Genomic DNA, 11,995 nt, shown 5'->3' with positions numbered 1-11,995 from the left:
GCACGGAGCGAAGCGAGTACGCACATGAGTAGCGTGACCACCCCCGTCGTGGAGCTGCGGGACGTCCACGTCGTGCACCGCGCGCGAGGAGGCGGCTGGTTCGACCGCGACCGCGTCCACGCGCTGACCGGCGCCGACCTGACCATCGCCGCCGGCGAGACCGTCGGCGTGGTGGGGGAGTCCGGCTGCGGCAAGTCGACGATGGCCAAGGTGCTCGTCGGTCTCCAGCAGCCCACGTCCGGCGAGGTCCGCATCGACGGGCACGACGTGTGGACGATGACCGCCGCCGAGCGCCGCCACCACATCGGGGCCGGTGTGGGGATGGTCTTCCAGGACCCGTCCACGTCCCTCAACCGGCGGATGCCCGTGCGCCAGATCCTCCGCGACCCCCTCGACGTGCACCGCCGCGGGAGCGGCGCGGAGCGCGACAGTCGGGTCCGCGAGCTGATGCAGCTCGTGGGCCTGCCCGACTCGGTCGCCGACGCGCTGCCGAGCCAGCTCTCCGGGGGACAGCGCCAGCGGGTGGCGATCGCCCGGGCGTTGGCCCTCGAGCCGGGGCTGCTGATCGCCGACGAACCGACCAGCGCCCTCGACGTCTCCGTGCGGGCGCAGATCCTCAACCTGCTCCTGGACCTGCAGGAGCGGCTCGGGCTGGCGATGGTCTTCGTGTCCCATGACATCCAGACCGTGCGTCGCGTCAGCGACCGGATCGTCACGATGTACCTCGGCCGACTGGTCGAGATCACCCCCGCCAGGTCGATGCCCGAGGGTGCACAGCACCCCTACACGCGTGCGCTGTTCTCCGCCACGCCCGGCCTGCTCGCACCGATCGACCCGATCCCGCTGGTCGGGCCGGTCCCGTCCGCGACCCGACCCCCCAGCGGCTGCCCGTTCCGCACCCGCTGCTGGAAGGCCACCGAGGTCTGCGCCGAGACCCTGCCCGAGCTGACGCCGGGCACCGCCAACGGCCACGGGCCGCACGCGTTCCGCTGCCACCACCCGGTGCCGCTCGGCACCAGCGACGCCGAGCTCGTCGAGCTCGCGCGCCGCGAGACCCGGACCACCACACCGCTACACGTCGAGGAGAAGCCGTGAACCACCCCACCCCGTCCTACTCAGGGGTCGTCCCGCCCGTCGTCACCCCGCTCCACGAGGACGGGTCCGTCGACCGCGCCTCCCTCGAGCGCGTGGTCGAGCACTTGCTCGGCGGCGGGGTCCACGGACTGTTCGCGCTCGGCAGCTCCGGCGAGACCGTCTACCTCACCGACGAGCAGCGCGACGAGGTCCTCGACGTCGTCGTCAAGACGACCGCCGGCCAGGTGCCGGTGATCGCTGGGTGCATCGAGCCTGCCACCCAGCGCGTGATCCAGCGGGTGCGTGCTGCGGAGTCGCTCGGGGTGGACGCGGTCGTCACCACCGCGCCGTTCTACACGCTCGTCGGCCCGCACGAGGTCGAGCGCCACTTCCGCGCCATCCACGCCGCGACCGCCCTACCGCAGCTCGCCTACGACATCCCGGTCTGCGTCCACGTCAAGCTCGGCGTCGACCTGCTCGTCACGCTGGCCCGCGACGGCGTCGTCGTCGGCGTCAAGGACTCCAGCGGCGACGACGTGTCCTTCCGCCAGCTGGTGAGCGAGGTGTCGCAGGACCCCGCCCTCGCCACCTTCTCCGCCCTCACCGGCCACGAGGTGGTGGTCGACGCCATGATGCTGGCCGGCGCGTCCGGCTCGGTGCCGGGCCTGGCCAACGTCGACCCGGCGGGCTACGTGCGCCTGCACGACGCCTGCGTCTCTGGCGACTGGGCCACCGCCCGGGTGGAGCAGGAACGCATCACCCGCCTGTTCCGGATCGTCGGTGCCGCCGACCCTGCCACCACGTTCGGGAGCACCCGCGGCGTCGGGTCGTTCAAGACCGCGCTGGCGCTGCTCGGGGTGATCGACTCCAACGCCGTGTCGCTACCGATGCGCCCCCTCGACCAGGACGAGACCGCGCGCGTGCACGACCAGCTCGAGCTGGCCGGACTGGTCTGAGCGGTGCTCGAGCCTGTCGTCGGCGTCCTCGACATCGGCGGGACCAAGACGGCCGCCGGCCTGGTCGATCGCGGCGGTGCCGTCCTCGCCCGGTCCCGGCAGCCGACTCCGGCCGCCGCGGGCGCGGAGGCGGTGCTCGCGACGGCCGGAGCGCTGCTCGAGTCGCTCTCGCAGTCCCGGCCCGACCTCCGCCTGGCGGCCCTCGGGGTCGGCAGCGCCGGCGTCATCGACCCCGACACCGGGATCGTGCTCGGGGCCACCGACGCACTGCCCGGGTGGGCGGGGACCGACCTGCGCGGGGCGCTCGCCGCGTCCACCGGCGTGCCGGTCGCCGTACGCAACGACGTGCACGCGCACGCCCTGGGCGAGGCCGCCCACGGCGCGGGTGCGGGCCACCCGTCGATGCTCTTCGTCGCCGTCGGGACGGGCATCGGCGGTGCCCTCGTCGTACGGCAGATGCCGGGCGGGCTCCTCACCGGTGCCCACGCGGCGGCCGGCCACGTCGGCCACGTGCCGTCGACGCACGCAGCCGGACTCGCGTGCACTTGCGGCGGCACCGGACACCTCGAGGCGCTGGCGTCGGGACCGGGGCTGGTCGCGGAGCTCGAGCGACGCACGGGCCAGGAGGTCACCGACCTCCGCGACGTCGCCGCTCGCGCCGCGGCGGGGGACACCGCCGCCCGCGAGGTGGTCGAGCTCGGCGGCCGTGCCGTCGGCGCTGTCGTGGGAGGACTGGTCAACGTCCTCGACCCGTCCATCGTCGTGGTCGGCGGGGGAGTGGCCAACCTCGGCGCGCGCTGGTGGGACGCGCTCCGGGAGGCAGCATCCGCTGAGGTGATGCCCGCAGTGCGCGGGACCCCGCTCGTCGCGTCGTCGCTGGGCGACGAGGCCGCGCTGCTCGGTGCGGCGAGCCTCGCGTGGGACCTCGTCGAGCAGGAGGCGAGCCTCGGATGATGGAGCTCGATCAACTGCGAGGCGGGCTGGTCGTGTCGTGCCAGGCCTATCCGGGGGAGCCGCTGCGCACGCCCGACGTGACCGCGCGCATGGTGCAGGCCGTCGTCGAGGGCGGCGCTCGCGCGGTCCGCGTGCAGGGCATCGCCGACGTCCGGGCCGCGGTCGGCGCCACGGACGTGCCGGTCGTCGGGCTCTGGAAGGACGGCGACGACGACGTCTTCATCACCCCGACCCTGCGGCACGCCCTCGCGGTCGCCGAGGCCGGCGCGCACGTGGTCGCGGTCGACGGCACGCGCCGTACCCGACCCGACGGCTTGACCCTGGCCGAGACCATCACGGCTCTCAAGGCGGAGCACGACGTCGCGGTGATGGCCGACTGCGGGTCGCTGGACGACGCGCGGGAGGCCGAGCAGGCGGGTGCCGACATCCTGGGCACGACGCTGTCGGGCTACACCGGGGAGCGACCGAGGACGGACGGACCGGACCTCGACCTGATCACGCTCGTCCACGGCACGTGCAGCGCGCCGGTGATGGCCGAGGGCCGGGTCCACCGGCCCGACCAGGCCGCCGCCGCCCTGGCCGCGGGCGCGTTCGCGGTCTGCGTGGGCACCGCCATCACCCACCCGACCACCATCACCGGCTGGTTCCGCGAGGCGTTGGGCTGACGACGTCGTCACACGCATCGAGCCCCTGACCCGCGTCTCCGCGGATCAGGGGCTCGATCTGTCTGGGGTGAGTAACGGGACTTGAACCCGCGACATCCGCCACCACAAGGCGGCGCTCTACCAGCTGAGCTATACCCACCAGGGTTGTTGCAACGGCTCGCGCGCGAGGGCGCGAGACCGATGAGAAGTGTAGGGCAATCAGTGCGCGGATTCTGAATCGGGGCCGAGCCCGGTGATCGACCCGGCGTGGCGCGCCGCCACCTCGCGCGCGCCGGCGGTGTCGAGCCCGGGCTGCGGCACGAAGACGGCCTCGCGGTAGTAGCGCAGCTCCTCGATGCTCTCCTGGATGTCGGCGAGCGCCCGGTGGTTGCCGCGCTTGGCGGGCGCCGCGAAGTAGGTGCGGGGATACCACCGACGCGCGAGTTCCTTGATCGAGGAGACGTCGACGTTGCGGTAGTGCAGGAAGCCCTCGAGCGTCGGCATGTCGCGCGCCAGGAAGGAGCGGTCCGTGGCGACGGTGTTGCCGCCGAGCGGGGGGCGGCTGCCGTCGGGGCAGTGCTCCTTGATGTAGGCCAGCACCTGCGCCTCGGCGTCCTCCATCGTCGTCCCGCCCTCGAGCTCCTCGAGCAGGCCCGAGGTGACGTGCATGTTGCGGACGAAGTCGATCATCTGGTCCAGCGCGGCCTGCGGCGGCTTGATCAGGACGTCGATGCCCTCGCCGAGGACGTTGAGGTCGAAGTCGGTGACCAGCGCGGCGACCTCCACGAGCGCGTCGGCCTCCAGGTCGAGGCCGGTCATCTCACAGTCGATCCACACGAGTCGCTCGTTCACGGTGAGCACCCTACTCAGGCTTCTCAGCGGCGGTTCAGGCGCTGGTCCTAGGGTCAGGTGCGTGAATCAGTGGATCGGTCTCGTGGCGCGACTGGTCACCGGTGGCGTCTGGATCGTGGCGGGGGCCCTCAAGCTCCCTGATCCGGCGGAGAGCGTGCGCGCCGTCCGCGCCTACGACCTCCTCCCGGAGTCGGTCGTGCCGACCGTCGGCCACCTGCTCCCGCTCGTCGAGATCGTGATCGGGCTGTGCCTGGTCCTGGGTCTGCTGACCCGGGCGATGGGCGTCGCGTCGGCGTTGCTGTTCGCGGCCTTCATCATCGGCATCGCCTCGGCCTGGGCCCGCGGCCTCTCGATCGACTGCGGCTGCTTCGGTGGCGGCGGGGTCGAGGAGGGCGCGGCGTCGAAGTATCCGATGGAGATCGCGCGCGACGTCGGGCTGCTGCTGCTCTCGGTGTGGCTGGTCGTCCGGCCGCGGACCCGCTGGTCACTCGACTCGTTGATCCTCCCCGGCCCACGCCCGGCGGAGACCGCGGAAGGGGATGTGGATGTCCAAGCGCAACAAGGCGGCTGAGCGGGCCGCTCGAGCCGCAGCGTTGAAGGCCGAGCAGGAGCGCAAGGAGCGCCAGAAGCGCATCGCGATGATCGCCGCCGTCGTGGTGGGGATCGTCGTCGTCATCGGTGGTGGGTTCCTGATCCAGAACCTGCGCGACTCCACGGGCGAGGCCGCCACCCCGCCGGCCGGGGTCGTGGACGACTACGGCGTGATGGTCGGCGACGCCTCGGCGCCCACGACGATCACGATCTACGAGGACTTCCAGTGCCCGATCTGCGCGCAGCTCGAGAGCGAGGTGGGGGACGACCTCAACGCCGCCATCGATGCCGGGAAGGTGCAGGTCGACTACCGGATGGTGTCCTTCCTCGACCGCGCCTCGGGCAACGAGTACTCCTCGCGCGCGATGAACGCCGCCGCCGTCGTGCTCGACACGAGCGGTGCCGACGCCTTCAAGTCCTTCCACGACGAGCTCTTCGCCAACCAGCCCGAGGAGGGGACGGACGGACCGGAGGACGACGAGCTGATCGCCGACGCGGTCACGGCCGGCGCGGACGAGTCGGCGGTGCGTACGGCGATCGAGGACAAGTCCTTCGACCAGTGGATCAAGAACGCCACCGAGCAGATGTCCGTCGACGGCGTCAACGGGACCCCCACGGTCTTCGTCGACGGCGAGGCCGCCGGAGCCACGCTCCCGGAGGCGGTCGAGGCGATCCGCAACGCCATCGAGTGAGTCGATCCGCGGGACCGGTGCGACACTCGGCGCGTGACTGACGCGCCCCTCACCGAATCGTCCCTCAGCTCGTTCATCGCCGGCCTCCCCAAGGCCGAGCTGCATGTCCACCACGTCGGCTCGGCCTCGCCGCGGATCGTCTCCGAGCTGGCGGCCCGGCACCCCGGGACGGTGCCCTCGGACCTCGAGGAGCTGAAGCGCTTCTTCGAGTTCCGCGACTTCGCCCACTTCATCGACGTCTACCTCGCGGTGGTCGACATCATCCGCACGCCCGAGGACGTCCGCACCCTCACCTACGAGGTGGCGCGCGAGATGGCCGAGGGGCAGCGGCTGCGTTACGCCGAGCTGACGTGCACGCCGTACACCTCGGTGCGTCCCGACCGCGACGACATCGGTATGCCGATCGAGGCCTACACCGAGGCCATCGAGGACGCGCGCGTCGCTGCTGAGCGCGACTTCGGGCTGGTGTTGCGGTGGATCTACGACATCCCCGGTGAGTCCGGCCTCCCGGCCGCCGAGGCGACGCTCTACTACGCGCTCGAGCACGGCCCCGAGGCGCTCGTCGGCTTCGGACTCGGCGGGCCCGAGATCGGCGTGCCCCGACCCCAGTTCCAGCCGCACTTCGACGCCGCCCGCGCCCGCGGCCTCCACTCGGTGCCGCACGCCGGCGAGACGACCGGTCCCGACACCGTGTGGGACGCCGTCCGCGTCCTGGGCGCCGAGCGGATCGGTCACGGCACCTCCTCCGTCGGTGACCCCGCCCTCCTCGAGCACCTCGCCGCCGAGGGCATCACCCTCGAGGTCTGCCCGTCGTCCAACATCGCGACCCGGGCCGTGGCCACGTTGGCCGAGCACCCCCTCGCGGCGTTCGTCGAGGCCGGTGTGCCGGTGACGATCAACTCCGACGACCCGCCGATGTTCGGCACCACGCTGAACGACGAGTACGCCGTCGCGGCGGAGCTGCTCTCGCTGGATCGTGACGGCGTCGCCGACCTGTCGCGGGCGGCCGTGCGCGCCTCCTTCGCCCCCGAGGACGTGAAGGCGCGGATCCTCGCGGAGATCGACGACCACGTCGGTTGACTCGTCCCATCCGTCACACGCCACGGCGTGTCCGCGACGACACGCCGTCGGTGGCGGAAGTCCGGGCCCGCAGGGTCTTGCGGAGGCCGCGACCTCGGGCGTACAACTTGGGGTGTCGGAAGGACTTCGGTCCGGATGACAACCGGAACCCGGCAACTCATACTTGCCGGGTTCCACCCTATTTCGGGGTGGGCGGGAAAGATTTCGGCCCGGCGATCTCATACGTCGCCGGGCCTGCGTCATTTCTAGCCGGGCGACGCGGGTCGCGCGGGGAGGCGCGCCGCGGGGGTGCCGGTCTGGCGTCAGTGGCATGGACCTGCCCTTGACCGGAGTGACGCGGGCTCACAGACTCCGGTCATGGCGGACACGGCGGCACGCTCCGGATCGGCGCTCGCACGGGCGAGGGGTCGCGGCGCGAAGCTCGTCCTGCCCCTCGCCAGCAAGGTCGGTCTCGCCCCCGCCGGGGCCGCGGACGGCCGCGAGGTGGCGCAGATCCTGGCCGACGAGGCGTTCGGCGAGAAGCTCGCCACCCTCGCCGAGGACCTCGGCCGTCCGACCCGCCAGGTCGGTGCCGAGGCCGGCGCGCACCTGCGCGAGATGTCGGCCACCCACAGTGCAGGGACCGGCGCCGCCTTCCGGCGCTTCTCGCAGTGGCTGGCCCGGGCCCACGACGTGTACGTCGACGAGGAGTCGATCGCCCGGTTGCGTGCGCTCGACCGGCAGCACTCGCTGCTGTTCCTGTTCTCCCACCGGTCCTACCTCGACGGGGCGCTCGTGCCCGAGGTCGTGGCGCAGGGCCGGATGTCGATGCCGTTCACGTTCGGCGGGGCCAACCTCAACTTCTTCCCGATGGGCGGCATCGCGAGCCGCTCGGGCGTCATCTTCATCAAGCGCAGCACGTCCGACATCCCGGTCTACCGGCAGGCGCTGCGGTCCTACATCGCCCAGCTGCTGAAGAACAAGGCCAACCTGGCGTGGTCGATCGAGGGCGGTCGCACCCGCACCGGGAAGCTGCGCCCGCCGGCCTTCGGGATCATGCGCTACGTGTGCGACGCGGTCACCGAGGCCGACGGCGTCGACGCGCTGATCGTCCCGGTCTCGATCGTCTACGACCAGCTGCACGAGGTCGCGATGATGACCTCGGAGGCCAAGGGTGCGCAGAAGCGGCCGGAGGACCTGCGCTGGCTCTACCGCTTCGCCCGCGAGCAGCGCCAGCGCCTGGGTCGGGCTTACGTCGACTTCGGCGAGCCGATCTCGCTGGCCCAGCGGATGGCCGAGCTCCAGGCGGACGAGGCCGCAGCGCCGTACGCCATCGAGCGGATCGCGCTGGAGTCGTGCCACCGCATCAACCGGGCGACGCCGGTGACGGCCACCGCGATCGTCAGCATGGCGATCCTCGGGGAGGACCGTGCGCTGTCGCTGGCGCAGGTGCAGGCGACGGTCGCCCCGATCGCCGACTACCTCGCCGAGCGCGGCTGGCGGGTCGCGGGCGCCTTCAACCTCAAGGAGCGCGAGACCCTGCGGCGCACGCTGCAGGAGCTCGTCGCGTCAGGCGTGCTCGTGGCCTACGACGGCGGCACGGAGACGGTGTGGCGCATCGCCCCCGACAAGCACCTGGTCGCCGCGTTCTACCGCAACACCGCGATCCACGTCTTCGTCGACCGCGCGATCGGCGAGCTGGCGCTGCTGGCCGCCGCCGAGAGCGACTCGGGCGACTTCCGGGCCGTCGCCGAGGCGGAGGCGCTGCGGCTGCGCGAGCTGTTGAAGTTCGACTTCTTCTTCTCCGGTCGCCACGAGTTCGGCTCCGACATCGACGCCGAGCTCCGGCAGGTCGCCGCTCCGTCGGCCAGCCGTCGCAAGGCCGACGCCGCCGAGCTGCGCTCCCGCCTGGCCTCGACCCGCCCGCACGTCGCGCACCTCGTGCTGCGCCCGTTCCTCGACGCCTACCACATCGTCGCCGACCGGTTGGCCGACCTCGACGTGCCCTTCAGCGAGGCGGAGTTCCTCGACGACTGCGTCGCCGTCGGTCAGCAGTGGTCGCTGCAGGGCCGCATCACCAGCGACGAGTCGGTGACCCTCGAGCTGTTCAAGACCGCCCTCCGGCTCGCCGACCACCGCGGGCTCCTCGAGTCCGACGCCCCCGACCTCGACAAGAGGCGGGAGGCGTTCGCCGACGAGATCGAGCAGACCATGGCCCGCATCGACACCATCGCGGAGTTCCACCGCGCAGGACGCGCGTGAACCCGGACGACCTGATCGCCGAGATCGAGGCCGGTCCGCGCGGGCCGCACATCGCCGCGTTCTTCGACCTCGACGGCACCCTCGTCCACGGCTTCACCGCGACCCACATCCTGCGCGACCAGCTCCGCCGCGGTCAGGTGGGCGCGGGCGACCTCGCCCGGCTGGTGCTCACCGCCGTCGACGGCGAGCTCGGTGGCGACCCGACCCGGGCCGGCGACCTCGGGATCAGCGCGCTGCGTGGGCACCTCGAGGACGCGATGACCGAGATGGGCGAGCGGCTCTTCGTCCAGAAGATCGCCGGCACGATCCGCCCGCAGGCACGCGCGATCGTCAAGGCCCACCAGCGCATGGGCCACGTGGTGGTCCTCGCCTCCGCCGCGACCCGGTTCCAGACCGGTCCGGTCGCGCGCGAGCTCGGGATCGACCACATCCTGTGCACCGAGCTGGAGATCGAGGACGGGGTCCTGACCGGGCGCGTCGTCGGGTCGTTCCTGTGGGGCGAGCCCAAGGCCCAGGCCGTACGCCGCTTCGCGCGCGAGAACGACGTCGACCTGGGCCAGAGCTACGGCTACGCCAACGGTGACGAGGACGTCGCGTTCCTCGCCAGCACCGGCCGCCCGCACCCGATCGCCCCAGGCCGTGCGCTCCGGGCGACCGCAGACCTGCAGGGCTGGCCGGTCCTCGACGTCGTCGAGCCGCTCCGCCGGGGCGTGCGGTCCGTGCTCGGCACCGCGGCCGCGGCCGGTGGCCTCAACGCGGGGCTGGTCGCCGGGGCGGTCCTCGGCGCCGTACGCCGCGACAAGCGGGCCGGCACCAACGTCGGCATCCCGCTGGCGTGCGACGCGGCGCTCGCGCTCGCCGGGGTGAGGCTCGACATCACCGGCGAGGAGAACGTCTGGAAGGCGCGCCCGGCGATCTTCATCGGCAACCACCAGAGCTCGCTCGACCCGGTGATCATGGGCTCGCTGTTGCGACGCGACTTCACCGGCGTCTCCAAGGCCGAGGCACGGTTCGACCCCCGCATGGTCGCTGCCTCGCTGTTCCTCGACCCGGTCTTCATCGACCGCTCCAACTCGGGGCAGTCGCGCGAGGCCCTCGACGCGCTGACCGACCGCATCCGGTCGGGCACCTCGATCATGATCTTCCCCGAGGGGACGCGGATGCCGACGCCCGAGCCCGGGCCCTTCAAGAAGGGCGCCTTCCACATGGCGATGCAGGCGGGCGTGCCGATCGTGCCCGTGGTCATCCGCAACGCCGGCCAGCTGCTCGCCCCGCGCGCCACGGTGGTCCGGCCCGGGACCATCGAGGTCTGCGTGCTCGACCCGATCGACACCGGCGAGTGGACCGCCGAGGACCTCAACACCATCGTCCCCGAGGTGCGCCAGCTCTTCGTCGACACCCTGGAGAAGTGGCCGTCGTGACCGAGAACGGACAGATGTGGGACCTCGCCGCGACGTGGGGCGCCGAGGACCGGATGAACGAGACCGAGGCGCTGATGTGGCGCTCGGAGAACCACCCCCGGCTGTCGTCGACGATCTGCTCGCTGCTGATCCTGGACCGGGCCCCCGACTGGGACCGGTTCATGGCGGCCAACGAGTGGGCCACCGAGCTGGTGCCCCGCTGCCGGCAGCGGGTGATGGACCCGCTGCTGCCGGTCGGTCCGCCCGCGTGGGTGCCCGACGAGGGCTTCCAGCTCGACTACCACGTGCGCCGCACGCACCTGCCGGGCGACGGGTCGATGGCCCAGCTGCTGGAGTTCGCCCAGACCCAGGCACTGGCCCCCTTCGACCGCACCCGCCCGCTGTGGGAGGGCACGCTGGTCGAAGGGCTCGAGGGCGGGCGCGCGGCGTACCTCCTCAAGCTGCACCACTCGCTCACCGACGGTCTCGGCGGGATCCAGCTGATGTCACTGGTGCAGAGCCGCACCCGCGAGCACACCCCGGACAAGCCCTCCGCGCCGCCGCGCGACGCTGGCTACCCCTCCGACCCGTGGGAGCTGACCGCGACGGTGATGGGGGAGCAGGTGCGGCGGATCCCCGGCGTGGCTGCACGCGCGGTCACCGGCGGCGCCCGGATGCTGACCGGGCGGTCCAGCGCACTCGGTGAGGCCGTCCGCTACGGCAGCTCACTGCGGCGAACGCTCGCAGCCCCGCCGGCCCGTTCGTCGCCGCTCCTCGGCGACCGGCGGGGGAGCACCTGGCGGTTCCAGGTGATGGAGTGCGAGCTCGCCGACCTCAAGGCGGCCGCGAAGCTGGCCCGCGGCTCCCTCAACGACGCCTACGTCGCGGCCCTCCTCGGCGGGCTCCGGCGCTACCACGAGCGGCACGGCGTCGCGATCGACGACCTGTCGACGGTGATGCCGGTCAGCATGCGCAAGACCGACGACCCGATGGGCGGCAACAAGTTCGCCGGAGCCTACTTCGCGGCCCCGATCGGGATCGAGGACCCGGTCGAACGGATCGCCGTGCTGCGCGGGATCGTCCTGACCCTGCGGGTCGAGCCGGCCCTCGACACGCTGTCCGTCGTCGCGCCGCTGCTCAACCGGGTGCCCTCGAAGATCGGGCAGATCGCCTTCGACCTGGTGGGCAGTGCCGCCGAGCTCTCCGCCTCCAACGTGCCGGGTGTGCCCTATCCCGTCTACATGGCCGGTGCCCGGGTCGAGCGCGTCTTCCCGTTCGGTCCGCTGCCCGGCGTGGCCGTGATGGCCGCGATGATCTCGCACAACGGCACCTGCTGCATCGGCCTGAACATCGACGGCGACGCGGTCGAGGACCTCGACGTGTTCATGGAGTGCATGCAGGAGGGGCTGGTCGAGGTCACGTCGGTGGTGGCCTGACACAGCTGTGTCGAAACCGTTGCCGGACCCGGCGGGTCGACGGACACAGGCGTACCGGCATCTCGGCACGGCTGT

At 72.2% G+C, this 11,995-nt stretch carries 11 protein-coding genes and 1 tRNA gene; 10 read left to right on the top strand and 2 right to left on the bottom strand.

The window, feature by feature from the left end; translation table 11 throughout:
- Positions 1-24 precede the first annotated feature (24 nt).
- From C7S10_RS11365 to C7S10_RS11350, 4 genes are read left to right on the top strand one after another with little or no spacing between them, the layout of a single operon-like run.
- Entirely contained in the window at positions 25-1,095 is a 1,071-nt protein-coding gene (locus C7S10_RS11365; RefSeq protein ID WP_108344550.1) for an oligopeptide/dipeptide ABC transporter ATP-binding protein, read from the top strand.
- Positions 1,092-2,030: a dihydrodipicolinate synthase family protein gene (locus C7S10_RS11360; RefSeq protein WP_108344549.1), complete on the top strand. Its 939-nt coding sequence runs from the start codon at positions 1,092-1,094 to the stop codon at positions 2,028-2,030. The genes C7S10_RS11365 and C7S10_RS11360 overlap by 4 nt, the downstream gene beginning before the upstream one ends.
- Before the next feature lie 3 nt (positions 2,031-2,033).
- Entirely contained in the window at positions 2,034-2,984 is a 951-nt protein-coding gene (locus C7S10_RS11355; RefSeq protein WP_108344548.1) for an ROK family protein, read from the top strand.
- Positions 2,984-3,649 carry an N-acetylmannosamine-6-phosphate 2-epimerase gene (locus C7S10_RS11350; RefSeq protein WP_423802713.1) on the top strand — a complete coding sequence of 222 codons (666 nt, stop codon included), beginning with the start codon at positions 2,984-2,986 and terminating at the stop codon, positions 3,647-3,649. The genes C7S10_RS11355 and C7S10_RS11350 overlap by 1 nt, the downstream gene beginning before the upstream one ends.
- A 63-nt stretch (positions 3,650-3,712) precedes the next feature.
- Here the strand turns inward: C7S10_RS11350 and C7S10_RS11345 are convergent.
- Positions 3,713-3,788 (bottom strand) — tRNA-His (locus tag C7S10_RS11345).
- Between the two features lie 59 nt (positions 3,789-3,847).
- Complete coding sequence (gene orn / locus C7S10_RS11340; RefSeq protein WP_108344683.1) at positions 3,848-4,480, bottom strand: oligoribonuclease; 633 nt, start codon at positions 4,478-4,480, stop codon at positions 3,848-3,850.
- 61 nt (positions 4,481-4,541) lie between these two features.
- Between orn and C7S10_RS11335 the strand changes: the two genes are divergently transcribed.
- From C7S10_RS11335 to C7S10_RS11310, 6 genes are all read left to right on the top strand, one after another.
- The gene (locus C7S10_RS11335) at positions 4,542-5,051 is read left to right on the top strand and encodes a DoxX family protein (protein ID WP_108344546.1); all 510 of its coding nucleotides are present in this window, start codon (positions 4,542-4,544) and stop codon (positions 5,049-5,051) included.
- Positions 5,026-5,763 (top strand): DsbA family protein, encoded by a 738-nt coding sequence (locus C7S10_RS11330; protein ID WP_165807122.1) that lies wholly within the window; start codon positions 5,026-5,028, stop codon positions 5,761-5,763. Before C7S10_RS11335 ends, C7S10_RS11330 begins: the two co-directional genes overlap by 26 nt.
- Before the next feature lie 33 nt (positions 5,764-5,796).
- The gene (locus C7S10_RS11325) at positions 5,797-6,843 is read left to right on the top strand and encodes an adenosine deaminase (protein ID WP_108344544.1); all 1,047 of its coding nucleotides are present in this window, start codon (positions 5,797-5,799) and stop codon (positions 6,841-6,843) included.
- Positions 6,844-7,200: 357 nt separating this feature from the next.
- Positions 7,201-9,084: a lysophospholipid acyltransferase gene (locus C7S10_RS11320; protein WP_108344543.1), complete on the top strand. Its 1,884-nt coding sequence runs from the start codon at positions 7,201-7,203 to the stop codon at positions 9,082-9,084.
- The gene (locus C7S10_RS11315) at positions 9,081-10,505 is read left to right on the top strand and encodes an HAD-IB family hydrolase (protein ID WP_108344542.1); all 1,425 of its coding nucleotides are present in this window, start codon (positions 9,081-9,083) and stop codon (positions 10,503-10,505) included. Before C7S10_RS11320 ends, C7S10_RS11315 begins: the two co-directional genes overlap by 4 nt.
- Positions 10,502-11,920, top strand: a complete 1,419-nt coding sequence (locus C7S10_RS11310) for a wax ester/triacylglycerol synthase domain-containing protein (RefSeq protein ID WP_133176496.1) — start codon at positions 10,502-10,504, stop codon at positions 11,918-11,920. Before C7S10_RS11315 ends, C7S10_RS11310 begins: the two co-directional genes overlap by 4 nt.
- The last annotated feature ends 75 nt before the right edge of the window (positions 11,921-11,995 follow it).

Origin of the sequence: Nocardioides currus (genome assembly GCF_003057875.1) — a bacterium.
Taxonomy (GTDB): domain Bacteria; phylum Actinomycetota; class Actinomycetes; order Propionibacteriales; family Nocardioidaceae; genus Nocardioides; species Nocardioides currus.
Note: the sequence above shows the minus strand (reverse complement) of the source record. Positions and strands in the feature narration are given on the sequence as shown.

Excerpts from the sequence above, each read along its gene's own strand:
- C7S10_RS11365 (WP_108344550.1), top strand. The coding sequence starts at position 25 with ATGAGTAGCGTGACCACCCCCGTCGTGGAGCTGCGGGACGTCCACGTC.
- C7S10_RS11350 (WP_423802713.1), top strand. The coding sequence starts at position 2,984 with ATGGAGCTCGATCAACTGCGAGGCGGGCTGGTCGTGTCGTGCCAGGCC.
- C7S10_RS11330 (WP_165807122.1), top strand. The coding sequence starts at position 5,026 with ATGTCCAAGCGCAACAAGGCGGCTGAGCGGGCCGCTCGAGCCGCAGCG.
- C7S10_RS11320 (WP_108344543.1), top strand. The coding sequence starts at position 7,201 with ATGGCGGACACGGCGGCACGCTCCGGATCGGCGCTCGCACGGGCGAGG.